Source organism: Sphingopyxis sp. P8, assembly GCF_020622175.1.
GTDB lineage: Bacteria > Pseudomonadota > Alphaproteobacteria > Sphingomonadales > Sphingomonadaceae > Sphingopyxis > Sphingopyxis jiangsuensis.
On sequence record NZ_JACNMK010000002.1, the window covers coordinates 54,146 to 78,522 of the forward strand.

The window sequence follows — 24,377 nt, forward strand, 5'->3', positions numbered from 1 at the left end:
ATATCGACGTCGCTCGACGCGAACGGGGTCAAGACCAAGGAGCCTGAAATGTCCGACGAAACCCCCGTGTCCGTCACGATGGAGAAGGACGGCGACATCGCCGTCATCATCGTCAACAATCCGCCCGTCAACGCGCTGAGCTGGCACGTCCGCCAAGGGCTGGAAGATAATATCAAGGCGGCGATCGCCGACGACGGCGTGAAAGCGATCGTCCTGCGCTGCGACGGCGGCACCTTTATCGCGGGCGCCGACATCAGCGAGTTTGGCAAACCGCCGCGCGGTCCCGATTTCAACGCGGTGCTCAACAGCATCGAAGCGGCGCCGAAGCCGGTGGTCGCGGCGATCCACGGCACCGCGCTCGGCGGCGGGCTGGAGACGGCGCTCGTCTGCCACTATCGCGTCGCAGTGCCCTCGGCGAAGCTCGGCGTTCCCGAGGTCAAACTCGGCTTGCTCCCCGGTGCGGGCGGTACGCAGCGCCTGCCGCGCGTCGTCGGTGTTGAGGCGGCCGCCGAAATGACCTCGACCGGCAACCCTGTCCCCGCCCCCAAGGCGAAGGAGATGGGTCTCGTCGACGAACTCGCGGGCGAGGACAGCCTTGCCGCCGACGCGATCGCTTTTGCCCGCGCCAAGATCGCCGACGGCCCCCGCCCGACGCGCGAGCGTGCGGTGTTCGGCGATGTGGGCGCGATCGAGGAGCTCAAGAAAAAGAACGCCCGGCGCTGGCGCGGGTTCGAGGCGCCCTACGCCAACCTCGCCTGCGTCGAGGCGGCAACGCGCCTGCCTTTTGACGAGGGCCTCGCCTATGAGCGCGAGCAGTTCATGAAGCTGATGTTCGGCAGCCAGTCGGCGGCGCAGCGCCACATCTTCTTCGCCGAACGCCAGGCAGCGAAGATCGACGGCCTGCCCAAGGACACCAAGCTGCGCGACGTCAAAAAGGTCGGCATTATCGGCGCCGGGACGATGGGCGGCGGCATCATGATGAACTTCCTGCAAAAGGGCATCCCCTGCACCATCGTCGAGATGCAGCAGGAAGCGCTCGACCGCGGGCTGGGCGTGGTGCGCAAAAATTATGACGCCAGCGCCGCCAAGGGCCGTTTCAAGCCCGAACAGGTCGATCAGATGATGGGGCTTATCACCCCGACGCTCAACCTTGAGGATCTCGCCGACTGCGATCTGATCATTGAGGCGGTCTATGAGAATATGGACGTCAAGAAGGAGATTTTCGCCAAGCTCGACAAGATTGCGAAGCCCGGCGCGATCCTCGCGTCGAACACATCCTATCTCGACATCGACGAAATCGCGACCGCGACGAGCCGCCCCGGCGACGTGCTCGGCATGCACTTTTTCTCGCCCGCCAATGTGATGAAGCTGCTCGAGGTCGTGCGCGGCGACAAGACCGCGCCCGACGCGCTCGCGACCGCGATGGCGATCGGCAAGAAGATCGGCAAGGTCGCGGTGGTCGCGGGCGTGTGCGACGGCTTTATCGGCAACCGCATGCTCAAACCCCGCCAGCTGGAAGCGATGAAGCTGCTGATGGAAGGCGCCACCCCGGCGCAGGTCGACAAGGTGCATGTCGAATTCGGCATGCCGATGGGCCCGTTCCAGATGAGCGACCTTGCCGGCGTCGACATCGGCTGGCACCGCGACCCCAATCGCATCGAAAGCATCCGCGACGCGCTGTGCGCCGAGGGCCGTTGGGGCCAGAAGAAACAGGCGGGCTTTTACGATTATGACGAGAAGCGCCAGCCGTCGGAAAGCGCGCGCGTAGCCGAGATCATCGAGGAGTTCCGCAGCAAGGCAGGCGTCGAGAAGCGCGAGATTACCGATCAGGAAATCATCGAGCGCACGCTCTATCCGATGGTCAACGAAGGCGCGCTGATCCTGGCAGAAGGCAAGGCACAGCGCGCAAGCGACATCGATGTCGTGTGGATCTATGGCTATGGCTGGCCCGTCTATCGCGGCGGCCCGATGTTCTGGGCAGGGCTCGAAGGCACCGACAAGATCGTCGCGGCGCTGGAAAAGCACGGCTTCGAGGTCGCGCCGCTGCTGAAGGAAAAGGCGGAAGCGAAATCGGGCTTCTAAAAGCCCCGATGCGCTGACATGAAAGGCCGCCTGATCCCGGTGGGGCAGGCGGCCTTTTATTTGTCATCCGATGATCGTTATCCCGGACTTGATCCGGGGCCCCACTTCTTCGAGGCCGGGGCAATGGACCCCGGGTCAAGCCCGGAGTGACGAACGGAGGGGCGGGCCTTATCCCTGCAGGGTCTTGATGATCGCAGAAAAGTCGCGCCCTTCCTTGTCGGATTCGACAAAGGCTTCATAAAGGTCGCGCGCGCGGCTGCCCATCGGCACATCGGCGTCGACGCTCGCCGCGGCTTCCATCGCGAGGCGCAAATCCTTGAGCATAAGCGCGGCGGCGAAGCCGCCTTTATAATCGTTGTCGGCAGGCGTCGTCGGCCCGACACCCGGAAGCGGCGCATAGCTTGTAAGCGACCAGCATTGCCCCGACGACACGCTGGCGATGTCGAAGAATTTCTGCGGATTGAGCCCGAGCTTCTGCGCGAGCGCGAGCGTTTCGCAAGTCGCAATCATCGAGGCGCCAAGCAGCATATTGTTGCAGATTTTCGCCGCCTGCCCCGCGCCCGCATCGCCCGCATGGATCACCGCCTTGCCCATCTTCGCGAGGATCGGCTCGGCGCGTGCAAAGCCCTCTTCGGTGCCGCCGACCATGAAGGTCAGCGTCCCCGCGTTGGCGGCGGCGATTCCGCCCGACACCGGCGCGTCGACCGCGACGAGGCCCTTGGCGGTTGCGGCTTCGATGTTCGAGCGTGCGGTCGCTACGTCGATCGTCGAGCAGTCGAGGAGCAGCGTGCCCGGCCCGGCGTTGGGATAGACATCGCCTTCATAGACGCCTGCGACATGTTTGCCCGCAGGCAGCATTGTGACGACGGCTTCGGCGCCGGTCACCGCTTCGGCGGCGGAGGCGGCGCGGGTGCAGCCCGCCTCGACCGCGCGGGCCAGCGCCTCTTCGCTGAGGTCGAAAGCTCGGACCTCATGCCCCGCGTTCGCGAGATTTGCGGCCATGCCCCCGCCCATGTTGCCGAGTCCGATAAATGCGATTCTCATGTTCACTCCAATCAGACGAATAAGATCACAAGACCAAGAAAGATCATGACAAGTCCGAATATCAGCATCAGGACCGGTTGTGCGTAGGCCATGCCACGGTCCCAGCGGTTGCGCGGCAGTGGATCGGCATCGGCCAGCTTCAGAATCGCTGCTTCGACAATGTTTATGCGTTCTTCCCGGCGATGCCTCCAACCGGAAACGCCGAGCCACACGAATAGCAGCCCGACGAATAGCAACCCAACGCCTTTGAGGATTATCGACCCTTCCACACGCCCTCGCGTTTCTCGATAAACGCCGCCATGCCCTCGGCCTTGTCCTCGGTCGCGGCGAGGATCTGGAACAGGCGGCGTTCGTAGATCAGCCCCTGGTCGAGCGTCGTTTCGAAAGCGGCGTTGACCATGTCCTTGTTCACCATCGCGGCCATCGGCGGCATCGACGCGATCGTCGTCGCGGTCTTCACCGCTTCGTCGACCAGCGCCGCATGTTCGACGACGCGCGCGACGAGGCCCGAGCGTTCGGCCTCTTCGGCGTCCATCATCCGGCCGGTGAGACACATTTCCATCGCCTTCGCCTTGCCGACCGCGCGCGTCAGCCGCTGCGATCCGCCCATGCCCGGCGCGACGCCGAGCTTGATTTCGGGCTGGCCGAATTTGGCCTTGTCGCTGGCGATGATGAAGTCGGCCATCATCGCAAGCTCGCAGCCGCCGCCGAGCGCAAAGCCGTTCACCGCCGCGATCCACGGCTTGCGCACCTTCTTCACAAAGTCGCTCGTCCATTTCGAGAAAAAATCCTCGAGATAGAAATCGGCCGCAGGCTTGTCGGCCATTTCCTTGATGTCGGCGCCGGCGGCGAAGGCCTTGTCGCCCGATCCGGTGAGCACCGCGCAGCGCTGGCTGTCGTCGGCCTCGAACGCGGCGAAGGCGGTGATCAGCTCGTCGAGCACCTGGCTGTTGAGCGCGTTGAGCGCCTGCGTGCGGTTGAGCGTGACGAGCGTCACCGCGCCGCGCTGCTCGACGAGGAGGGTTTCATAGGTCATTCGTATATCTCCATGATCGTCATGCCGGACTTGATCCGGTATCCATTCCGACGCCGCGTGAATGGACCCCGGATCCAGTCCGGGGTGACGAAGTTAAATGAGCGGGGTCCATTTCTCGTTTTCGGGCAGCGGCGCAAAAATCGCGTCGATCCAGTCTTCGGTGACGGTCTCGGGCGTGGCCGGATCCCATTTCGGGCTGTTGTCCTTGTCGACGATCAGCGCGCGCACGCCTTCGAGGAAATCGTGCATCGCGACGACGCGCGCGCCGATCGCATATTCCTGCGCCATTTCGGCGGCGAAGTCGGGCATCGCCGCGCCTTCCTTGAGCTGCCGCAATGCAACCTTGCACGTCTGCGGCGATTTGGTGCCGAGCGTGTCGCGTTCCTTCTCTGCCCACTCCGAGCCGTCGGCTTCGAGCGCGGCGAGAATGTCCTCATATCGGTCGCTCGCGAACAGGCGGTTGATCTTGTCGAGATGGTCCATCACCGCCGCGTGCGGCGCGGTCGCCGACAGTTCGCCCAAAATGCCGCCGATGCGGTCGGGATGCGCGGCGATGCGCGCCTTTGCCTCGGCGAGTTTTTCGGACGGCAGGTAGTGCGTCGCAAGGCCGAGCGCCAGACACTCGGCCCCGTCGAGCCGCGCACCGGTGAGCGCGAGATACTGACCAACGCGCCCTTCGAGCCGCGGCAGATACCAGCCGCCGCCGACATCGGGGAACAGGCCGATCCCCGTTTCGGGCATGGCGAAGCGTGTATGTTCGGTCGCGACGCGATATTTCGCCGGCTGCGAAATGCCCACGCCGCCGCCCATGGTGATGCCGTCCATGAAGGCGACGACGGGCTTGGCATAGGTGAAGAGCAGGTGGTTGAGCCGATATTCGGTGTGGAAGAAGGCGCGCGCCTCCGTGCCGTCCTTCGCGCCGCTTTCCGCGAGCATGCGAATGTCGCCGCCTGCGCAGAAGCCACGGCCTTCGCTATGTTCGATGATGACCGCTTCGATAGCCTCGTCGGTCCGCCATGCGACGAGCGCGTCGATCATCGCCTTGCACATCGCGAGGTTGAGCGCGTGAATCGCGCGCGGACGATTGAGCGCAATACGGCCAATGCGGCCGTCGGTCGAGATCAGAACATCTTCGGTCATTGGCGCAGCAGGTCCCTTCCGACGATCATCCGCATCACCTGGTTCGTTCCTTCGAGGATCGAATGGACGCGCAGGTCGCGCCAGAAACGCTCGATCGGATAATCGCGCAGATAGCCGTAGCCGCCGAACAACTGGAGCGCGTCATTGACGATCTTGCTGCCGCTGTCGGTCGCGAGCCGCTTCGCCATCGCCGAAAAGCGCGTCTTGTCGGGCGCGTTCGCGCTGACCTTGGCCGCGGCGAGATAGAGCAGCGCGCGGGCGGCTTCGAGCTCGGTCGCCATGTCGGCGAGCATGAACTGGGTGTTCTGGAAATCGGCAATCGGCTGGCCGAACTGCTGGCGATCCTTCACATAGGCAAGCGCCTCGTCGAGGCAGCGCTGCGCCCCGCCGAGCGAGCAAGCGCCGATATTGAGACGGCCGCCGTCGAGCCCCGCCATCGCAAAACGGAAGCCGTCGCCTTCGGCGCCGACGCGGTTCTCGACGGGCACATGCACGTTGTCGAACATCACCTGCGCGGTCGGCGAGGCATTCCAGCCGAGCTTGCGCTCCTTGGCGCCGAAGCTGACACCGGGCATGTCCTTTTCGATGACGAGGCACGAAATCCCCTTCGGCCCCGGTTGCCCTGTCCGCACCATCGTCACATAGATATCGTTGACTCCAGCGCCCGAGATGAACTGCTTGGTGCCATTGACGACATAATGGTCGCCTTCGAGCTTCGCGGTCGTCTTGAGCGCCGCGGCGTCGGAACCCGAGCCCGGCTCGGTGAGGCAATAGCTCGCCATCTGGTCCATCGTGACGAGCGAAGGCAGGAATTTCGCCTTCACCGCATCGCCGCCGAAGCGGTCGATCATCCAGCTCGCCATATTATGGATCGAGATGAAGGCGCTCGTCGCGGGGCAGCCATAGGACATTGCCTCCATGATCAGCGCGGCTTCGAGCCGGCCAAGCCCGATGCCGCCCGATTCCTCGCTGACATAGATGGAAGCAAAGCCGAGCTCGGCCGCCGCCTTGATCGTGTCGCGCGGGAAATGCGCCTTTTCGTCCCATTCAGCGGCATGCGGCGTGATCGCATCGGCGGTGAACTTGCGCGCCATATCCTGAATGGCGAGCTGGTCGTCGGTGAGCTGGAACTGATCGGTCATGCGGTCTTCTCTAAAATGGCCTCGGCCTCGATTTCGACTTTCCATTCGGGGCGCAGCAGTCCCGCGACGACGACCATCGTCGCTGCGGGCCGCAAGTTCCCGAACATCGCGCCATGCGCGCGGCCGACGAGGTCGGCGTCGGCCGCGTCGGTAATATACATGCGGGTACGCACGACGTCGGCGGGCGAGCCGCCGAGCGTTGCAAGCGCATTGGCGATGATCTCCAGACAGCGCGCCGCCTGCACCCCCGCGTCACCGACGGTCGACGAGCCGTCGGGCTCGATCGGCGCGGTGCCCGCGACCTCGCCGACACGAACCGCGCGGCTAAAGCCGTAGAGCGGTTCGAACGGCGAAGCCGACGCGAGACGATTGCGCTCCAATGTCGGTGCGGCGCCGTCAGCCACAGCTGACCTGCGTGACCTTTGACGCGTCGTCGTACATGATGTTCAGCCGGTCTTCGCGGTAATCCATCGTCATCGCCGAGCGCGGCGGACCCCAGCGCAGGGTGCGCGCGCCGCTGGCCCTGAGCGCCGCGGCACCGAGTTCGGCCGATACCGATTGCCCGACATAGCTTTGCACGGCATCGGCATTGCAGACCATGTCGGCGGGGGGCGGTGGCCCCATATCGCCGCCGCCGCCATAAGCCCCCGCGCAAGCGGTGAGCGGCAGTACTGCGGCAATTGCGATCCAGCGAATATCCATCCCTCTATCTCCCTTTCTTCCGAGTCTGCCGCTCAGGCGGCGCAGCGGGTATAGCGCAGCGCTTCGCCCGTCGCACCCTCGCCATGGTCGCGGCGCACAAGCGTCCGCCCGCCATCGCGAAGGTCGAGTTCGACGCGCTGCCGCCACGTCTCGCCCTCTCCGCTGAAACTGTAATCAGCGACAAGACGGTCCGCCGCGCTTTCGCGAATGCGCGCGAGTTCGCCGTGCGATTCATAGAAGCGCAGACTGGCGGCATCGATCGTGAGTGCGGTGAGGTCGGTGCCCTTGCGCGCCGTGCAGTGCGCGACATCGAGCGCCCAGCGTCCACGGATCGCGCGCGGGATCGCATTCGCGCCCCCGACATCGGCGCCGCTGCCTTCCGCCGGCTTTTCGGTCGGGGCAGGCGCGGCCGGTTCCGGCGCCTCTACAGGCTCCGGACGCTCGGCCTTTTGCAGCGGGCCGAAATCTGCTGTCGCCTCGGGACCCGACTCCTCATCCTTGCCGCTGCTGCACGCCGCGAGCAGCAGCACAGCCAGAGGTGTTATCCATCGCTTCATCGTCCTTCTCCTTCGGCAGGAGAAATGGTCGAGCGCCGCACAGGGTTGCCCCGTCAGCCCATCGTCGGGATGACGAAGGCGTTGCCGCCATCGGGCGAGCCGTCGGGCCAGCGCGCGGTGATCGTCTTGACCTTGGTCCAGAATTTGACGCCTTCCATGCCGTGCTGGTTGGTGTCGCCGAACGCCGAGCGCTTCCAGCCACCGAAGGTGTGATAGGCGACGGGGACCGGGATCGGCACGTTGATGCCGACCATGCCGACATTGACCCGCGCGGCAAATTCGCGCGCGGCATGGCCGTTGCGGGTGAAGATGGCGACGCCATTGCCGTACTGATGCTTCGAGGGCAGTTCGAGCGCGGTTTCGAAATCGGGCGCGCGGACAATCTGCAGCACGGGCCCGAATATTTCCTCCTTGTAGCTTTCCATATCGGGGGTGACGTGGTCGAACAGCGTCGGGCCGACGAAGAAGCCGTCCTCATGCCCCTGAAGCGTGAAGCCGCGTCCATCGATGACCAGCTCGGCGCCCTCGTCGGCGCATTTCTGGATCCAGCCTTCGACCTTCTGCTTGTGCGCCGCCGTGACCACGGGGCCGTAATGCGCCTCGGCATCGGTCGACACGCCGACGCGCAGCGCCTCGATCGCGGGGACGAGCTTTTCGCGCAGGCGCGTCGCCGTATCCTCACCGACCGGAACGACGACAGGGAGCGCCATGCAGCGTTCGCCCGCCGAGCCGAAGGCGGCGCCGGTGAGGTCGTTCACCACCTGGTCGAGGTCGGCGTCGGGCATGACGATACCGTGATTCTTCGCGCCGCCCATCGCCTGGACACGCTTGCCGTTCGAAACGCCGCGGTTGTAGACATAATGGGCGATGTCCGACGATCCGACGAAGCTGATCGCGCCGATGTCGGGATGGTCGAGGATCGCATCGACCATCTCCTTGTCGCCGTGCACGGTCTGGAAAATCCCCTCGGGCATCCCGGCTTCGAGGAAGAGTTCGGAGAGACGCACGGGAACCGACGGGTCGCGTTCGCTGGGCTTCAGGATGAAGGCGTTGCCGACTGCGGTCGCGACGCCGCCCATCCATAGCGGGATCATCGCGGGGAAGTTGAACGGGGTGATGCCCGCGCCGATGCCGACCGGCTGGCGCATCGAATAGACGTCGATGCCGGGGCCGGCGCCCTGCGTATATTCGCCCTTCAGCACATGCGGGATGCCGCAACAGAATTCGATGACCTCCAGCCCGCGTTGAATGTCGCCCTTCGAATCAGCAATCACCTTGCCATGTTCGGCCGAGAGCATTTCGGCGAGCTGGTTCATGTTCGCTTCGACGAGGCGCTTGAATTCGAACATCACGCGCGCGCGGCGCTGCGGGTTGGTGGCGGCCCAGGCGGGCTGCGCCTTTTTTGCCGCCGCGACGGCGCGGTCGAGGAGCGCGCGGTCGCCGAGCGCGACCTCGGCCTGCACTCCGCCATTGTTGGGGTCGAAGATCGTGCCTTTGCGCGCGCCCCCGAGTCCCCCGGCGCCGCCGGCAATATGGTGGTCGATCTGTCGCATGGCCTCTGGTCTCCCTTATCTGGTTGCAGTCGAATGAGACCAACAGAGAATGAATTGCAAGGGATAGACTTGCAGTCCGAACCTGCATAATTGCAGCTCATGGATTGGGACGGGCTGCAATATTTCCTGATGGTCGCGCGCCACGGCACGCTCGCGCGCGCGGCGCAGGCGCTGCACGTCGACCCGACGACGGTCAGCCGCCGCGTCGGCGCGCTCGAAAAGGCGCTCGACCAGACCTTGTTCGAGCGCGTGCCCGCGGGCTTCACCCTGACCGCTGCCGGGCGCGCGCTTGTCCCGCACGCCGAGGCGATGGCGGCGGCGGCGGCGCGTGTCCACGCCGGCGAAGGCCGCGCGGCGCTGTCGGGGCAGCTTCGCATCAGCGTCTCCGAAGGTTTTGGCAACAGCTTCATCGCACCGCGACTCGGCGCCTTTGCGGCGGCGCATCCCGAACTCGAGATTGACCTCGTCGCCTCGTCGGGCTTCCTCAATCCTTCGCGGCGTGAGGCCGACATGGCGATCCTGCTCGCGCGGCCGCGCAAGGGACCGCTGATCACGCGCAAACTCGCCGACTACAGCCTTGGCCTTTACGCCCCTGCGGAACGGCAGGACTGGACGGAAGCCGTCGAAGCCGCGCCGTTGTCGCGCGCCGCCATTCCGGTGATCGGCTATATCCCCGACATTCTCTATGCGCCCGAACTCGATTATCTGGGCGAGATCGAGCCCGGACTGCGCGCGACCATCCGCTCCTCGTCGATCCTCGCGCAGCGGCGGATGATCGCGGGCGGCTCCGGCGTCGGCGTGCTGCCCTGCTTCCTCGCCGAAGGGGATCCAGCGCTGATGCGCGTACGGCGCGCACAGACAATCGCGCGCAGCTTCTGGCTCGCGCTCCATCGCGATGTCGCGCAGCAGCCGCGGATCCGGGCCTTCATCGACTGGCTGGATAGCGAGGTGAAAGAGGCGCGGGGCTTGCTGGCGCCATCCTAGCCGTCATCCCGGCGAAGGACGGGATGACGCCGGAGCGTCATACCTCGACGATGCGATCCCGGCCTTCGCCTGGAGGGGATTAGACGTTGGGTTCGGGGCGCCAGTCCGACGCGATCAGCCCGCCCTTGCCGAACAGCCGTTCCATTGCGTCGGGGGCCGCCGCCGCGTCGCGCAGCTTGTCCGCGAGCGGATCGTCGATCGGATGGTCACTCCGCAGGAAGGCGATCCACGCCGCGACCGCAGCCCCCAGCGAAGCGCAGCGCTGCCCGCGCCTCTGGTGCCACGCCAGCGTCTCGAGCCAGCGCTGCGGGATCTTCTGGCTGCCGTCCATCGCGATCTGGATCAACCGGTGGTCGAGTGCGGGATTGGCGAAGCGACCCATCAGCGCCTCGGCATAGGCGGAAAGGTCCTGCCCCGGCGCGGCGTCGATCGTGGGGGCCGCCTCTTCGCGCATCAGCCGTTCGATCAGGGGGTGGATGCCCGGGTCGGCGACCGCCTGATGGACATAGAGGTGACCACGACCGAGCCCGATATAGGCGAGCGCCGAATGCGCGCCGTTGAGCATCCTCAGCTTTGCCGTTTCATAGGGCGCAACGTCGGCGACGAGCTCGGCGCCGACATCCTCCCAGCGCGGGCGCGGGCCGGCAAAATCATCCTCGATCACCCACTGGCTGAAAGCTTCGGTGACCACCGCACCCTCGTCGCGCGCACCAAGCACCGCTTTGACCGCAGTGCGGTCGGCGTCGGTGGTCGCGGGGACGATGCGATCGATCATCGTCGCTGGGCAGCGGCATTCGCGGTCGAACCAGTCAAGAAGGTCCGGCTGCGCGGCGGCAAGATAGTCGCGCATCAGCGCGCGCAGCACCGCGCCATTATTCGCAAGATTGTCGCAGCTGAGCAGCGTCAGACCGGGGAGCCCCGCCGCGCGGCGCGCCGCGAGTCCCGCGCCGACAAAGCGATAAAGGCTCGATGCCCCGCGCGCCGCCGCGAGGTCGAGCGAACCGTCGGCTGCGCGCAAATAGCCCTTCTCGGTAACGGTGAAGCTGACAATATGCGTCGCGGGCGAAGCGATCGCGTCGATGACATCTTGCGCCGCTTCGCCCGCGACGAGCACCCGCTGCACGGCACCGATGAGACGCAGGTCGGTTCCGGCTGCGCTGCGGGTGCTGACGGTGTAGAGGCCGTCCTGCGGATTAAGCTGCGCCGCGACATCGCCCGAGCGTAACGACACGCCGGTGATCCCCCAGTCGCCGTCCCCTGCGCCCATCGCATCGTCGGTGTAGACCGCCTGATGCGCGCGGTGGAATGCGCCGATGCCGATATGGACGATACCCGCCGCCTGCGCGCTGCGGTCATAATCCGGCGTCCGCACCGACGCCGGGATCGGGGTCTTCGCCGACAGCCTCACAGCCTATAAGCCGCCTTGGCGAGATTATAACTGAGGTCGACCGCGAGTTCCGCCGCCTCCCATTCCTCCAGCCGATGTTCGGCGACGAGCTGCGCAAGGAAGCCGCAGTCGATACGCCGCGCGACGTCGTGCCGCGCCGGGATCGACAGGAAGGCGCGCGTGTCGTCGTTGAAGCCGACGGTGTTGTAGAAGCCCGCGGTCTCGGTCACATGGCTGCGGAAGCGCCGCATCCCTTCGGGGCTGTCGTGGAACCACCAGGCGGGGCCGAGCTTCAGCGCCGGATAATGGCCCGCGAGCGGCGCAAGTTCGCGCGCATAGCTCGTCTCGTCGAGCGTGAATAGGATGATCGTCAGCCGCGCTTCATTGCCATAGCGAGCGAGCAGCGGGCGCAGCGCGTGGACATAGTCGGTCGCGGTGGGGATGTCGGCGCCCTTGTCGCGGCCATAGCGGTCGAACAGCCATAGGTTATGGTTGCGGAAGCTGCCCGGATGAATCTGCATGACGAGCCCGTCGTCGAGGCTCATTCCGGCCATCACCGTGAGCATATGCGCGCGGAACAGCTCGGCATCGGCGGGCGACACATCCGCCCCGGTGACGCGCGCGAACAGCGCCTCGGCCTCTGCATCCGACAGGTCGGCGGTCGCGGCGGTCGGATGGCCGTGGTCGGTCGATGTCGCACCCATTTCTGCGAAAAAGGCGCGGCGGTTGCGGTGCGCGGCGAGGTAACCGGCATAAGAAAAGGCGTCTTCGCCCGACAGGTCCGAAAGCCTCCCGAGATTTTCGCGGAACGCTTCGAATTCGGGATCGACCACCGGATCGGGGCGATAGGCGGTGATGACGCGCCCACCCCATTCACCGCTGGCGTTCGCGTCTTTGACGACCTGATGATGCTCGAGCGTGTCGATGGGGCTTTCGGTCGTTGCGATCACTTCGATCCGAAAGCGGTCGAAGAGTGCGCGCGGGCGAAAGGCATCGGTCGCGAGCGCTTCGGTGATGCGGTCGTAGTAAAGGTCGGCGGTGGCAGCCTCGAACTGGACGTCGATACCAAAGGCTTCGGCGAAGACCCAGTCCATCCACATTCGTGTCGGGGTGCCGCGAAACAGATGATAATTTTGCGCGAACAGCCGCCAGCTTTCGCGGGGGTCGGCCGCACGGTTGCGAATCCCCAGCGCGTCGAGCGACACGCCCTGCGAATAGAGCATCCGAAAAACATAATGATCGGGGTGCAGCAGCAGTTCGGCGGCGTTGCCGAAATTGGCGTTGGTCGCGAACCATGCCGGATCGGTGTGCCCATGCGGGCTGACGATCGGCAGGTCCGCGACATCGGCGTATAGACGACGCGCAATGTCGCGCTGCCCCGCATCGGACGGAAAGAGGCGGTCGGGATGCAGGGTCAGCGGACGCGTCATTATTTGCTCAATTGCCTTCGACACTCACCGGCGCAAGGCGCGGGCTGAGAAGGTGGATCGCCAGCACGGCGAGGAAATAAACGGTCGTGCAGGCCGCAAAGATCAACGTGTAATTGCCGTCGGTCGCGTCGAGGACAAGCCCTGTCGACTTGGCCATGATCATGCCGCCGACGCCGCCCATGAAACCGCCGAGGCCGATGACCGACCCGACCGCTTTCTTGGGGAACATGTCCGGCGGGATCGAAAGGATGTTCGACGAAAAGGACTGATGCCCCGCAAGCGCAATGCCGATGAGCACGACCGCGATCCACATATTGTCGAGCCCGGTGACGAACAGCAGCGGAAGCACGCAGCAGCCCGAGAGCAGCATCGTGATCTTGCGCGCGAAATTGACGCTGTGTCCCTTCTGGATCAGCTTTGACGACATCCAGCCGCCCGCGATGCTGCCGACGTCGGAAAGCAAATACATGATGATCATCGGGAGCAGCACGATCTTGAGGTCGACGTCATAGGTCGTGCTGAAATATTTGGGCAACCAGAAGAGCATCAGAAACCAGACCGGGTCGGTCAGGAACTTGCCGATCGCAAAGGCCCAGGCTTCGCGCTTGCGGACGATGCGACTCCAGCCGATGCGCTCGATCTTTTCGGGCGGGTCATGCTCGATCCACGCGAGTTCGGCGTCGCTCACCTTCCCGCTTTCGCGCGGATTGCTGTAGAGCCAGAGCCAGAGCAGCAGCAGCGCGATGCCGAAAAGACCGGTGTAGATAAAGGTTTCGCGCCAGTCGAAACCGAGCACGACCATGAAGAGCGCGATCGTCGGCGCGGTCAGGATGACGCCGATCGTCGTCGCGCTGTTGACCCAGCCGATCGCATAGGCGCGTTCCTTTTGCGGAAACCATTCGCTCGATGCGCGGACGACCGACGGGAAATGCCCCGCTTCACCGACGCCGAGGATGACGCGCGCCGCCATGAAGGAGACGACCGACGAGGCAAAGCCATGCGCGACATGGCCTATCGTCCAGATCGAGATTGCAATGGCATAGCCGATTTTCGGGCCGAAACGGTCGATCAGCCAGCCCATGATGAGGAAGCCGAAGGCATAGGCAGCCTGAAAGGCGGTGACGATGTTGCCATAGTCATTCTCGCTCCAGCCCATCTCTTCGCCGAGGACGGGCGCGAGCAGGCCCAGCATCGTGCGGTCGATATAATTGACCGTCGTCGCGACGAAAAGCAGCGCGATGATCAGCCACCGGTATCGTCCCGCGCGGGGAACGGGCTGCGCCGCTCCGGCTGCGATTGCCTCTGCCATTTTCCTCTCCCGTTTGTTCTTAGATGCTCCTTATGGAGCAGTTGACGCGGATGTCATGATTGAACACCGCATGGGCCGTCTGGCCCGCCTTCACCTCGTGGATTCCAGTAATCGCGCCCGCCGAAACCCAGGTCCCCGGCGGAATCGCGATGCCGCGCGCACGCAGGGTACGGATCAGGAAAAGCGCCGAACCGAACGGTCCGTCGAGCATGGCTTCCATCGTCGCAGCGCCGACGCATTGGCCGTCGACGAACATTTCGACGGGCATCCGTATCAGTTCGGCGTCGCGCCAACCGGGAATGGCGGGGCCGAGAATCAGCCCCTTGTTGTTGCCATAATCCGACGCAGTCACCGCCGGACCGTGAAGATTGATTTCAGGAAAGGGCGAACTCGCGATTTCGATCCCCGTCCGCACCTGCGCGATGCAATCTTTGACCGAATCGATGTCGTAATCGCGCGCGCCCACCTCACCGAAGCACAGCAGCACTTCGGCTTCAGCCGCGGCGAAACCGGGCGAATAGACGGGCATAGAGGGCGCCGAGCCCGCGCTGCCGTCGAAAATTTCATCGTCGAAAATCGGGCCGGTCAGGCGATTCTCGCCAAAGCGCTCGACCAGCGCATCGGGAATCCGACCGACCTTCCAGCCGCCGATGCGGCGCCCGTCGAGCGCGATCGCCGCATCCTGGATCGCATAGGCCTCGGCCATCGTCTGCGGCATCGGCCCCGGATACAAGGTAAGCGGTGTCTTTAGTGCACGCGCGTCGATCAGCGCGCCCGCGATTTTGTCGATTTCCAAGGTCTCTGCCATGTTTGTCATTTCCCTCTACCGAAAAAGTCTTTAAGAGACACCGGTGTCAAACGCAAGTGAATAGCGGACGTCCGAAGCGATTGATCGCCCATTCAGGTGGACGGGCGTATATCCGGGCTTGCGGTGAACCAGCCAAAGCAAGTCCGCATCGGTCCGAGCTGCGAGCCATGATATGAAGAAAGCCGTCCACATCGTTTCGACCGATAATGTCGCCACCGCGGTTGGCGACCTCGGCGCGGACGAAGACATCATCGTTGATGGAGTCCCGGTGCGGCTCGCTACGCCGATTGGGCGCGGTCATAAATTTGCGGTCGCGCCGATTGCGCAGGGGGCAGCCGTCGTCAAATTCGGCTTTCCGATCGGAATAGCAAGCGCCGCCATCGCCGCGGGCGAGCATGTCCACAGCCACAATCTTGTGACTGCTCTCGACGGCAGCGACGCCTTTCGCTTTCAAGGTGCCGACGCGCCGTGTCGCGAGCATAGCCCGGCGATCGCCGCCCAGGGATTTCAGGGCTATCTGCGCGCCGACGGACGCGTCGGGACACGCAACGAGATATGGATCATTCCGACGGTCGGCTGCGTCGGCAACCTCGCCGCGCGCGTTGCGCGAATTGCCGGCGCACGCCATGCCGGACGCGTCGACGGCGTGCATGCCTTCAAGCATCCCTTCGGCTGCTCGCAACTCGGCGACGACCTCGGCCATACGCGCGCGCTGCTCGCGGCGCTCGCGCAGCATCCCAACGCAGGCGGCGTGCTGATCGTCGGGCTGGGGTGCGAGAGCAACCAGCTCGGCGCGCTGCTCGACCTGATCCCAATGGAGCGCCGCGCACATATCCGCACGCTCTCGGCACAGGCGGTCGAGGATGACGAGGCGGCGTGCCTCGCGCTCGTTGACGAGCTGGTGGCGGCGTGCGCCGATACGCCGCGCAGCGAACGCCCGCTCTCCGACCTCGTGCTCGGGGTCAAATGCGGCGGGTCGGACGGCTTGTCGGGGCTGACCGCAAACCCCCTCGTCGGGCGCATGGCCGATGCCGTCGCCGCTGCAGGCGGCAAGGTGCTGCTGACCGAAATTCCGGAAATCTTTGGCGCCGAGCAGATTTTGATGGATCGCGCAGCGTCGCGAGCGGTGTTCGACGATGCAGTCGCACTGGTGCGCGATTTCAAGGACTATTTCATCCGTAACGGCGAGCCGGTGAGCGAAAATCCGTCGCCGGGAAATATCGCGGGCGGCATCACGACGCTCGAGGAAAAGTCGCTGGGCGCGGTGCAGAAAGGCGGCAGGGTGCCACTCGTCGACGTTCAGCGTTACGGCGGCGTGGCGACGCGGCCAGGACTGACTTTGCTCGAAGCGCCGGGGAACGACGCCGTATCGTCGACCGCGCTCACCGCCGCGGGGGCCACGATCATCCTCTTCACCACCGGACGCGGCACCCCGCTCGGCTTTCCCGCCCCCACGCTCAAGATCGCGTCGAACAGCGCGCTTGCCGAGCGCAAGCAGGGCTGGATCGATTTCGATGCCGGCCAGGTGCTCGACGCCGGTTTCGATGCGGCGTCGAACACGCTGCTGAACCTGATAAGCGCCACGGCATCGGGCGCCCCCAGTTGCGCCGAGCGCAACGAGGAACGCGACATCGCGATCTGGAAATCGGGCGTTACGCTTTAGTCCAGCGCCTCGAAGCGGAAATTGCGAAAACGCGCCTCGCCCGCTCCCGCCGAATAGAGCCCCGGACGCAGCATCAGGAAACCGCCGCGGACATTATGGTGGTATCCCGACACCTCCATCCCGCGGTCGAAGCGTTGCCATGTCTTGCCGCCGTCGCCGCTCGTGTCATAGGTCACGATGTGCCGGTCGTTGGTGACGCGCATCCGCATCCGCCGGCCGTGCGGGTTGGCGGGACGCGCGCGCTCGATGCCATATTGATGCGTGACGAAACGCTCGCCATCAAAGCCGAGCCCGCAATAGAGCTTGTCGTCATAGAAGAGGATCAGCCCCGCGGTGCCGCCGGGCGCAATTTCGATGTCGCACTCGAAACGATAGGCCTGGTCGCCCGCGATGAGCAGCAGCGGCGACGAATCGACTGGCGCCTTGCCGCGCGCCTTCAGGACGAGCGCGCCTTCTTCGACCTGCGCGCGGGCGGCCTCGTCGGGCGCCGGGCGGAAAAAATTCCATTTCGCGCCAAGCGCAAGCGTCGAAAAATCGTCCGACAGCGCCATGCCGTGCGGCCCCGCGACCGTCCCGTCGCGCGGTTTCGCGATCGGCTGCGACAGGTCCCCGCCCTTCATCCGGAACCAGCCGTCGGGGGTCCATTCGATGGGGTCGAGCAGCGCCTGCCGCCCGAGCGTCCAATAGCCGTTTTCATAGCCGTGATAGACGCTCCACCAGTCGCCCGCGGGCCCCTCCACCAAAGTCGCATGGCCGCGCGACCACCATTTTTCGGATATGGAGGTCGTGCGAACGAGCGGATTATGCAGGCAATTTTCCCAAGGGCCGTGGATCGACTTCGACCGCGCGGCGATGACCATATGCCCCGTGGGCGGCCCGGCGGTCCCGCCGACCGCGGTGATCATGTAGAAATAGTCGCCGTGGCGGGTAATCTTTGGTCCCTCGGGCGCGAATCCCTCGACGACCCAATCGGACGGATAGCGCCACGGATCATAAACATGTTCGGGTTCACCGATGCGCGACAGGCCGTCGTCGGAGAGGCGCACGCGGTCGCCGCCCGACAGGAACAGCCAGCGCGACCCATCCTCGCCGACCGCATGGCCGGGATCGATATGGTTGGGAAGGTTGAGGTCGACGGGGTCGCTCCACGGCCCCTCGATCCGGTCGGCCCAGATCACCCAGCTGGTGTTCGGTCCTTTGGTCGGGATGTAGAGATAATAACGCCCCCGGTGCTTGCAAAGCTCGGGCGCCCAGACCGCACCGATATTGCGCGTGAGCGCCGGACCGACGGGGCGCCAATTCACCAGATCGCGCGAGTGCCAGATGACCAGTCCCGGATAGGAATCGAAGGTCGAGAAGGTCATATAATAGTCGTCGCCATCCTTGAGGATCGACGGATCGGGATGGTCGCCGGCCATGATCGGATTGAGGAAGCGCCCGTCGCCAAGGTCGGCCTTGCGCTGCCCATCGAAGCCGCGCGCCCAGGCAGGAGCGGGGCCAGCGGGGTCGCTTGCGGTCGACACCGAACCGCCCGGCGCCATTGCGAGCGCGGTGCCCGCCCCTCCAACGCCCGCGGCAAACAGGCCGCCGCCCGCCAGTTTCAGAACATCGCGTCGATCGGTCACCGTCGTTCCTTCTCGCAAAAGAAAGGCCCGGCCCTCGCGGACGAAGACCGGGCCTTTCCTGGGACTATCGTCAAACTCAGATCTTGAAGCGCGCTCCGAACAGGAAGGTGCGCCCATAATGGTTGTTCTCGTAGTTCCGGTTCGCTTCGAGGTCGGTGAAGCGATAGCGGTAGTCGTCGGTCAGGTTCGTGCCCTCGATCGACAGTTCGATATTGTCGGTCAGCTGGTAGCGGATCGACGCGTCGACGTTGAACGAGCTGCCATAGCCTTCGAAGACATTGTTGTTGCCGCTCGTGCTGTCGTTGAACGCGCTACGCCATGCGGCCGAGGTTCGGACGGAGAATTTGCCATCGTCATAATAGATGGTCGCATTCCACGCCCGCTTCGCGAGGCCGAGCAGCGGCTGCGTATAGGTGCCGTTGGGCTGCGCCTCGAGCCGGTTTGTGACCGGGTTATAGGCGAGCGGCCCAGCGATGCTGTAATCGACGTCGCTCTTCACGAACGTCGCGTTGCCGAGCACGCCGAAATGGCGCAGCGAGTCCGAGAAGACCGAGAAGGGCAGTTGCAGCGAGAATTCCACGCCCTTCAGATTCGCACCCGGACCGTTGCCCGTCGTGCGGAATTCGAACTGACGGTTGGGGTCGGCGCCAACGACGACGGCCGTGTGCGCGGGCGTTCCCGGCGTCAGCAAGGATGTCGGAAGGCCGCTCGACGCATAGGTACCCTGCAGCGAGGTCGAGATCGGGAAGCTCTCCACATCCTTTGCGAACAACGCCACCGAAGCCAGCGCGCCCGGCGCGAAATACCATTCGGCCGCGAGGTCGAATGTCGTTGCGCGATAGGGTTCGAGGAACGGGTTGCCCGACGTGATGCGGAAGTTGAACTGGTCGACCGCACCGCCCGGAGTCAGACTGCCGAGCGTCGGCCGCGTGATGACCTTTGCGATTGCGCCGCGCAGAATCACGTTCTCCGTCGGGTGCAGGTTGATATTGAACGACGGGAGCCAGTCGTCATAGGTCCGGTCGACCGTCACGAACGTCCCGCTGGTGAAGCCCGACGAGCTCTGATCGGTCTTCACATAGCGCACACCGGCATTGCCCGTCATCCGCATGCCGAGAATGTCGGTTTCGAATTCGGTCATGAACCAGCCGCCATAGGTCTTTTCGGTGACCTCGCGCTGTTCGCCCTGCTGAAGGACGGCCGGGCGGTTGTAGAGGTCGATGAGCGCCGTACCCGCGGCAAGATCGGGGACGATCCAAGCGTTGGTGTTGCCCGACGGCTGTCCCGCCTTGCCGAGCTGGAACAGCTCGGCGATGTCGGCCGTGACCGGCAGGCCGCTGGTGCCGGGAGCGCAGGGGAATGCTGCGCAATAGGTGCTGTCGCGGCGGAAGCCGACCGTTTCGAAATCGAACTGGCGATAAAAGCCGCCGCCGAGCAGCTGGAAGCTGTCGGAGACGTCGAGTTCGAAATCGCCGGCAAAAGTCTTGAACTTGTTGGTCAGAAAGGACGGACGATCGCGGAACTCAGCGAGCACGAACGAACCCGGATTTTCGATCCCCGCACCAAAGGTCAGCAGCGGGAACTTCATATCGCTATAGTCGTAGCGATAGCCGGTCGCATCGGTGTCGTCGAACGCGAGCGTCGTTTCGACGGGGATGTCGGCGTCCGAGCGCGAGAAGCCGCCGAGCAGCTTCACGCGGAACGTGTCGCTCAAGGCCTGCTCGATACGGCCCGACAACTGATAGAATTCGGTCTCGCTCTCGCGCGAATAACGCTCGGTGCGGACATAGACATTGTCGAGATCGGCCGAGATCAGATTATTGTTGGCGTCGATGACATAGTTGGAGACGTCGATGTTGCGCTCGTTGCTGCGCAGAAGCACTTCGCCCCAATATTCGTCGCGCGTTTCCTTGAACTTCGAATAAAGCCCGTCGATCGAGATTTTCGTGTTCTCCGACGGCTCGAACTGGATCGACGCGGTCGCACCAAGGCGTTCGCGGTCGTGCGCGACGAGGCCATAGCGCGGGATGCGCGGGTGGAAGGCTTCGGCGACGTCGATGCAGGCCTGCGACGGGTTGGCGACGAAATTCGAGCCCGACATGCAGGTCACGCCGTTGACGCTGCGGAACGGCGCCTGCGCCCAGCGGACGCTGTTGTTGCCGAGCTCGTGCGTCGTGTAGTCGGACCAGGCGACCGATGCCGAAACCCCGAAAGTGCGGTCGACATTCGTCCAGGCGATCAGCCCCGCGACACGCGGATCAACGTCCTTCGTCAGATCGTTGTAACGCGCCTGCGCCGATGCAACGACGGTCAAGCCTTCCTTGCCGCCGAGCGGGTTGCCCGTGTTGAGATCGACGACTGCGCCGAGCGAGCCTTCGTCGAGCGATGCCGATGCCGTCTTGTGAACAACGAGCGAAGTGAAAAGCTCGGACGCAAAGACGTTGAAATCGAACGCGCGGTCACGGTTCGCCGAGGCGCCGTCGGTCGAGGTCGCGATTGTTTCCATGCCATTGAGGCGAACGCGCGTAAATTGCGCGCCAAGACCGCGAACGGTGATCGCGCGGCCTTCGCCCGCGTCACGCTGGATCGAGATGCCGGGAATACGCTGCAGCGATTCGGCGAGGTTCTGGTCAGGGAATTTGGCGATGTCTTCGGCGACGATCACATCGATCGCTGCGGTCGAGTTGCGCTTCTGATCGAGCGCCTTGTCGAGCGATGCGCGGAAACCGGTGACGACAATCTCGTCCTCTCCCGCGGGTGCATCATCGATCGCATTCTGCGCCCATGCCGGCGACACCGCCATAGCGGCAAGCGACGCGCCGCATGCAAGCCGGGTCAATATACGCGTGCCTCGCGCCGTGTGATTAGACATTATCATCCTCCCTTATCGCCCCGCGCCCTTGCCCATGCAAGAAATGACACCGGTTACTTTGCCAATCGCAAACGAATCGAACGATTCGTCCTGTTCATATTTTCCGAAGAGTGACGTCGGCGGCCTGCATCGTGCGGCCAGCCGGGGCAATCGCTCTCCCACCGACAATTTTCTCGTTGACCGATTGGGGTAACCGGTGTCAGAAAGATCGCGGATTGTCACACACTTGTCAATACCCAAAGAAAAAGGATGGACAGGATGCTCAAAAAACCTTGGCTGGCCGCGCTTTTCCTCGCGTGCGTTGTGCCCTCTGGCGCAGCCCAGGCAGCCGCAGCCGATGTCGCCGCGACAGCCTTCCCCGGCGCGGTCGGCCCCGCCGCCGCCACTCCCGGCGGACGCGGCGGGCAGATCATCCGGGTGACGACGCTCGCGCCCGACGGCCCGGGATCGCTCAAGGCCGCGATCGATACGCCCGGACCGCGCATCGTGGTGTTCGAGGTTGGCGGCGTCATCGACATGGGCCGCGAATCACTCGAGATCAAACATCCCTATCTGACGATCGCCGGACAGACTGCACCCGGACCCGGCATCACACTGATCCGCACCGGCATCGACGTCAGAACGCACGATGTCATCCTGCGCCACCTGCGCGTCTATACCGGGGTCGATGGTCAGCCGAAGCGCAGCGGGTGGGAGGCCGACGCCTTTTCGACGGTCGCCGCGCACAATGTCATCGTCGACCATTGCACCTTCCTGTGGGCGATCGACGAAAATATGTCGGCGTCGGGCCCGCGCTTTACCGGCAAGACTGTCGATGAATGGCGCAAGGGCACGAGCCACAACATCACTTTTTCGAACAACCTTGCCGCCGAAGGTCTCGCCGATGCGAGCCATCCGAAGGGCGAGCACAGCAAGGGATCGCTGATCCACGACAATGCGACGGGCATCGTCTTTTACCGCAACGTCTGGGCGCATAATGTCGAGCGCAACCCGCTGATCAAGGGCGGCGGCCAGGCGCTGATGATCAACAACCTCATCTACAACCCGCAGCACCGCGCGGTGCAGTACAACCTGATGAATCTCGAATGGGTCGGGCACGACTATGTGACGGGGCAGATCACCGCGGTCGGCAATGTGATGCGCGGTGGCAACGACACCGACGAGGGGCTGCCCTTCCTGATGCTCGGCGGCGATGGCGACCTCGAATATTATGGCAAGGACAATCTCCACGTTGATCGCCACGGCAAGCCGCTGCCCGAGTTTGGACGCTACGGAGAAACCGAGGCAAAGCTGATCCGCGCCAAGGCGCCGCTCGCGCCAACCACGGGCTATCGCATCCTGCCGTCGCGCGCGGTCGAAACCTCGGTGCTCGCAACCGCCGGCGCGCGGCCTTGGGCACGCGACCCTGAAGAGATCCGCGTGTTGTTCTTCGTCGCCGAGGGGCGCGGCGAGGTGATCGACGACGAGCGCGAAGTCAGCGCCTATCCTGAGGTCAAGGAGCCGGTCCGCGCGCCCTTCGTCGAGGCCGAATGGGACCTCGCGACGATGGAACCGAAATCGGGACGCTATCCGGCGCAGACCGCACCGCTGCCGCAGGAACATCTGTCGGCGCGCGACCGCGCCTCGCGCGGGCAGGCGCAATGAGCGCGCTCGCCGCCCTGCTGCTCGGCGCTGCGGGCGCCCCGGCGATGGTGGTGATCGACGAAGGCGAAACGGTGCGGCAAGAGGCCCCGCCGCACGGCGCGATCGGCATGTCGACCGCATGGCGAATCAGCGACCATGTGCCGGCGCCGCGCAGCTTCGAATTTCGCAAGCGTGCGCTGCACGTCGGCGCGGCGATCGGCATCCACCCGATTTCGCACGACGAAATCTATTATGTCGTGTCGGGAACCGGCATCGTCCACTCCGACGGCGAGGAGGCCGAACTGAAAGGCGGGATGGCGGCGTGGCTCTACAAGGGCGCCAATGTCGGCATTCGCCAGACCGGAAGCGAGCCGCTGGTGCTGATCATCGCCTATCCGAACGAAAAGCCTGCGCCATGACGGTCGGGCGCCGCGCGCTGCTCGCGGGCAGCCTTGCCCTGCCTTTCGCCAGCGCCGCGGCGCGCGAGGCCTGGACCCGGCCTGCCGGGCTCACGCCCGATGCGAGCATCGCCCTATGGCCCGACGGGCATCTGACGCCGCCCGCGGGGCTTGTCGAACGGACCGTCCAGCGCAGCGACGACCCGCAAGCAAGCGACCGCATGCTCGAGCATATCACGCGCCCGCGGCTCGACATTTTCCGCCCGGCAAAGCCCAATGGCGCGGCGGTCATCCTCGCGCCGGGCGGCGGCTATCGCTATGTCGTTGTCGACAAGGAAGGATATGAGCTTGCCCGCTGGCTGACCGCGCGCGGGGTCACGGTTTACGTTCTTTTCTATCGACTGCCCGGCGATGGCTGGGCGAACGGATCCGACGTCCCGCTCGCCGACGCGCAGCGCGCGGTGCGGCTGGTGCGCAGCCGCGCACAAACCGACGGGATCGACCCGGCGCGCGTCGCCTTCGGCGGCTTTTCGGCGGGCGGCCATGTCGCGACGAGCCTGCTCACCCGGTTCGATGCGGCGGTTTATGAGGCGGCGGACGCCGCCGACGGTCTTTCCGCGCGCCCCGATACGCTCGCCGCCATCTATCCGGTCGTGTCGATGGATGCGGAGGTCGCGCACCCCGGAAGCCGCGAGAAGCTACTCGGCCCCGCGCCCGATGCCGCGCGCACGCGCCTTTATTCGCCCGACCGCAATGCGCGCGCCGACCAGCCGCCGCTGTGGTTGCTCCACGCCGAGGACGACAGCGTGGTGAAGATCGAGAACAGCCTGCGATTGCATCAGGCAACGCGCGCGGTCGGCGCATCGGTCGAGGCGCACTGGTTTGCGCGCGGCGAACATGGCTTTGGCCTGATGAAGACCGCGGGGCTACCGGTCGCCACCTGGCCCGAATTGCTGTGGAACTGGTTGGGGTCGCAGGGGGTCGTCTAAGCCTTGTCATTGCGATCCCGGCGAAAGCCGGGG

21 protein-coding genes are annotated in these 24,377 nt (G+C 64.7%); 6 read left to right on the top strand and 15 right to left on the bottom strand.

Annotated elements, in window-relative coordinates:
• The first annotated feature begins 48 nt into the window (after positions 1 to 48).
• Positions 49 to 2,082 carry a 3-hydroxyacyl-CoA dehydrogenase NAD-binding domain-containing protein gene (locus tag H7692_RS08670; RefSeq protein ID WP_222136486.1) on the top strand — a complete coding sequence of 678 codons (2,034 nt, stop codon included), beginning with the start codon at positions 49 to 51 and terminating at the stop codon, positions 2,080 to 2,082.
• Between the two features lie 168 nt (positions 2,083 to 2,250).
• On the opposite strand, the gene mmsB is transcribed toward H7692_RS08670, so the two are convergent.
• The 9 genes from mmsB to H7692_RS08715 all read right to left on the bottom strand — a co-directional run bounded on the left by mmsB (position 2,251) and on the right by H7692_RS08715 (position 9,256).
• Positions 2,251 to 3,126 (bottom strand): 3-hydroxyisobutyrate dehydrogenase, encoded by an 876-nt coding sequence (gene mmsB / locus H7692_RS08675; protein WP_201928656.1) that lies wholly within the window; start codon positions 3,124 to 3,126, stop codon positions 2,251 to 2,253.
• Between the two features lie 11 nt (positions 3,127 to 3,137).
• A complete protein-coding gene (locus H7692_RS08680; protein WP_222136488.1) occupies positions 3,138 to 3,338 on the bottom strand; it encodes a hypothetical protein in 201 nt (66 codons plus the stop codon).
• 41 nt (positions 3,339 to 3,379) lie between these two features.
• On the bottom strand, positions 3,380 to 4,162 hold the full coding sequence (locus H7692_RS08685; RefSeq protein ID WP_227340061.1) for an enoyl-CoA hydratase-related protein: 783 nt from the start codon (positions 4,160 to 4,162) through the stop codon (positions 3,380 to 3,382).
• 93 nt (positions 4,163 to 4,255) lie between these two features.
• The gene (locus H7692_RS08690; RefSeq protein WP_222136492.1) at positions 4,256 to 5,302 is read right to left on the bottom strand and encodes an enoyl-CoA hydratase/isomerase family protein; all 1,047 of its coding nucleotides are present in this window, start codon (positions 5,300 to 5,302) and stop codon (positions 4,256 to 4,258) included.
• Positions 5,299 to 6,444 carry an acyl-CoA dehydrogenase family protein gene (locus H7692_RS08695; RefSeq protein ID WP_222136494.1) on the bottom strand — a complete coding sequence of 382 codons (1,146 nt, stop codon included), beginning with the start codon at positions 6,442 to 6,444 and terminating at the stop codon, positions 5,299 to 5,301. Before H7692_RS08695 ends, H7692_RS08690 begins: the two co-directional genes overlap by 4 nt.
• Positions 6,441 to 6,848, bottom strand: a complete 408-nt coding sequence (locus tag H7692_RS08700) for a RidA family protein (protein ID WP_413541442.1) — start codon at positions 6,846 to 6,848, stop codon at positions 6,441 to 6,443. The genes H7692_RS08695 and H7692_RS08700 overlap by 4 nt, the downstream gene beginning before the upstream one ends.
• Entirely contained in the window at positions 6,841 to 7,146 is a 306-nt protein-coding gene (locus tag H7692_RS08705; protein ID WP_201928651.1) for an I78 family peptidase inhibitor, read from the bottom strand. Before H7692_RS08705 ends, H7692_RS08700 begins: the two co-directional genes overlap by 8 nt.
• A gap of 32 nt (positions 7,147 to 7,178) precedes the next feature.
• Positions 7,179 to 7,703 (bottom strand): hypothetical protein, encoded by a 525-nt coding sequence (locus H7692_RS08710; protein WP_222136496.1) that lies wholly within the window; start codon positions 7,701 to 7,703, stop codon positions 7,179 to 7,181.
• Between the two features lie 53 nt (positions 7,704 to 7,756).
• Complete coding sequence (locus H7692_RS08715) at positions 7,757 to 9,256, bottom strand: CoA-acylating methylmalonate-semialdehyde dehydrogenase (protein WP_222136498.1); 1,500 nt, start codon at positions 9,254 to 9,256, stop codon at positions 7,757 to 7,759.
• Between the two features lie 99 nt (positions 9,257 to 9,355).
• On the opposite strand from H7692_RS08715, the gene H7692_RS08720 reads away from it, so the two are divergent.
• Positions 9,356 to 10,240 carry a LysR family transcriptional regulator gene (locus tag H7692_RS08720; RefSeq protein WP_222137328.1) on the top strand — a complete coding sequence of 295 codons (885 nt, stop codon included), beginning with the start codon at positions 9,356 to 9,358 and terminating at the stop codon, positions 10,238 to 10,240.
• Between the two features lie 79 nt (positions 10,241 to 10,319).
• Here the strand turns inward: H7692_RS08720 and H7692_RS08725 are convergent, their stop codons facing one another.
• The 4 genes from H7692_RS08725 to H7692_RS08740 are packed head-to-tail and all read right to left on the bottom strand — an operon-like array spanning position 10,320 to position 15,174.
• Positions 10,320 to 11,648 (bottom strand): mannitol dehydrogenase family protein, encoded by a 1,329-nt coding sequence (locus tag H7692_RS08725; RefSeq protein WP_227340062.1) that lies wholly within the window; start codon positions 11,646 to 11,648, stop codon positions 10,320 to 10,322.
• Positions 11,645 to 13,057 (bottom strand): glucuronate isomerase, encoded by a 1,413-nt coding sequence (uxaC, locus tag H7692_RS08730; protein ID WP_227340063.1) that lies wholly within the window; start codon positions 13,055 to 13,057, stop codon positions 11,645 to 11,647. Before uxaC ends, H7692_RS08725 begins: the two co-directional genes overlap by 4 nt.
• A gap of 7 nt (positions 13,058 to 13,064) precedes the next feature.
• Positions 13,065 to 14,366 (bottom strand): MFS transporter, encoded by a 1,302-nt coding sequence (locus H7692_RS08735; RefSeq protein WP_201928647.1) that lies wholly within the window; start codon positions 14,364 to 14,366, stop codon positions 13,065 to 13,067.
• Between the two features lie 19 nt (positions 14,367 to 14,385).
• Positions 14,386 to 15,174 (bottom strand): 2-keto-4-pentenoate hydratase, encoded by a 789-nt coding sequence (locus H7692_RS08740; protein WP_201928646.1) that lies wholly within the window; start codon positions 15,172 to 15,174, stop codon positions 14,386 to 14,388.
• A gap of 172 nt (positions 15,175 to 15,346) precedes the next feature.
• Between H7692_RS08740 and H7692_RS08745 the strand changes: the two genes are divergently transcribed.
• Positions 15,347 to 16,837 carry a UxaA family hydrolase gene (locus H7692_RS08745; protein ID WP_222136503.1) on the top strand — a complete coding sequence of 497 codons (1,491 nt, stop codon included), beginning with the start codon at positions 15,347 to 15,349 and terminating at the stop codon, positions 16,835 to 16,837.
• On the opposite strand, the gene H7692_RS08750 is transcribed toward H7692_RS08745, so the two are convergent.
• Positions 16,834 to 18,378 (bottom strand): family 43 glycosylhydrolase, encoded by a 1,545-nt coding sequence (locus tag H7692_RS08750; RefSeq protein WP_227340455.1) that lies wholly within the window; start codon positions 18,376 to 18,378, stop codon positions 16,834 to 16,836. The genes H7692_RS08745 and H7692_RS08750 overlap by 4 nt on opposite strands.
• Before the next feature lie 160 nt (positions 18,379 to 18,538).
• Positions 18,539 to 21,334: a TonB-dependent receptor gene (locus H7692_RS08755; RefSeq protein ID WP_201928644.1), complete on the bottom strand. Its 2,796-nt coding sequence runs from the start codon at positions 21,332 to 21,334 to the stop codon at positions 18,539 to 18,541.
• Positions 21,335 to 21,592: 258 nt separating this feature from the next.
• Here H7692_RS08755 and H7692_RS08760 point away from each other — a divergent pair, with 258 nt between their 5' ends.
• From H7692_RS08760 to H7692_RS08770, 3 genes are read left to right on the top strand one after another with little or no spacing between them, the layout of a single operon-like run.
• Entirely contained in the window at positions 21,593 to 22,978 is a 1,386-nt protein-coding gene (locus tag H7692_RS08760; RefSeq protein ID WP_227340064.1) for a polysaccharide lyase family 1 protein, read from the top strand.
• Positions 22,975 to 23,376 carry a cupin domain-containing protein gene (locus tag H7692_RS08765; protein WP_227340065.1) on the top strand — a complete coding sequence of 134 codons (402 nt, stop codon included), beginning with the start codon at positions 22,975 to 22,977 and terminating at the stop codon, positions 23,374 to 23,376. Before H7692_RS08760 ends, H7692_RS08765 begins: the two co-directional genes overlap by 4 nt.
• A complete protein-coding gene (locus tag H7692_RS08770; RefSeq protein ID WP_227340066.1) occupies positions 23,373 to 24,344 on the top strand; it encodes an alpha/beta hydrolase in 972 nt (323 codons plus the stop codon). The genes H7692_RS08765 and H7692_RS08770 overlap by 4 nt, the downstream gene beginning before the upstream one ends.
• Positions 24,345 to 24,377 lie beyond the last annotated feature (33 nt).

What these genes read in the sequence shown, in the direction of transcription:
- H7692_RS08670 (WP_222136486.1), top strand. Translation starts at nt 49, where the DNA reads ATGTCCGACGAAACCCCCGTGTCCGTCACGATGGAGAAGGACGGCGAC.
- mmsB (WP_201928656.1), bottom strand. Translation starts at nt 3,126, where the DNA reads ATGAGAATCGCATTTATCGGACTCGGCAACATGGGCGGGGGCATGGCC.
- H7692_RS08685 (WP_227340061.1), bottom strand. Translation starts at nt 4,162, where the DNA reads ATGACCTATGAAACCCTCCTCGTCGAGCAGCGCGGCGCGGTGACGCTC.
- H7692_RS08690 (WP_222136492.1), bottom strand. Translation starts at nt 5,302, where the DNA reads ATGACCGAAGATGTTCTGATCTCGACCGACGGCCGCATTGGCCGTATT.
- H7692_RS08695 (WP_222136494.1), bottom strand. Translation starts at nt 6,444, where the DNA reads ATGACCGATCAGTTCCAGCTCACCGACGACCAGCTCGCCATTCAGGAT.
- H7692_RS08705 (WP_201928651.1), bottom strand. Translation starts at nt 7,146, where the DNA reads ATGGATATTCGCTGGATCGCAATTGCCGCAGTACTGCCGCTCACCGCT.
- H7692_RS08710 (WP_222136496.1), bottom strand. Translation starts at nt 7,703, where the DNA reads ATGAAGCGATGGATAACACCTCTGGCTGTGCTGCTGCTCGCGGCGTGC.
- H7692_RS08715 (WP_222136498.1), bottom strand. Translation starts at nt 9,256, where the DNA reads ATGCGACAGATCGACCACCATATTGCCGGCGGCGCCGGGGGACTCGGG.
- H7692_RS08720 (WP_222137328.1), top strand. Translation starts at nt 9,356, where the DNA reads ATGGATTGGGACGGGCTGCAATATTTCCTGATGGTCGCGCGCCACGGC.
- uxaC (WP_227340063.1), bottom strand. Translation starts at nt 13,057, where the DNA reads ATGACGCGTCCGCTGACCCTGCATCCCGACCGCCTCTTTCCGTCCGAT.
- H7692_RS08735 (WP_201928647.1), bottom strand. Translation starts at nt 14,366, where the DNA reads ATGGCAGAGGCAATCGCAGCCGGAGCGGCGCAGCCCGTTCCCCGCGCG.
- H7692_RS08740 (WP_201928646.1), bottom strand. Translation starts at nt 15,174, where the DNA reads ATGGCAGAGACCTTGGAAATCGACAAAATCGCGGGCGCGCTGATCGAC.
- H7692_RS08745 (WP_222136503.1), top strand. Translation starts at nt 15,347, where the DNA reads ATGAAGAAAGCCGTCCACATCGTTTCGACCGATAATGTCGCCACCGCG.
- H7692_RS08750 (WP_227340455.1), bottom strand. Translation starts at nt 18,378, where the DNA reads ATGGCGCCGGGCGGTTCGGTGTCGACCGCAAGCGACCCCGCTGGCCCC.
- H7692_RS08755 (WP_201928644.1), bottom strand. Translation starts at nt 21,334, where the DNA reads ATGTCTAATCACACGGCGCGAGGCACGCGTATATTGACCCGGCTTGCA.
- H7692_RS08760 (WP_227340064.1), top strand. Translation starts at nt 21,593, where the DNA reads ATGCTCAAAAAACCTTGGCTGGCCGCGCTTTTCCTCGCGTGCGTTGTG.
- H7692_RS08765 (WP_227340065.1), top strand. Translation starts at nt 22,975, where the DNA reads ATGAGCGCGCTCGCCGCCCTGCTGCTCGGCGCTGCGGGCGCCCCGGCG.
- H7692_RS08770 (WP_227340066.1), top strand. Translation starts at nt 23,373, where the DNA reads ATGACGGTCGGGCGCCGCGCGCTGCTCGCGGGCAGCCTTGCCCTGCCT.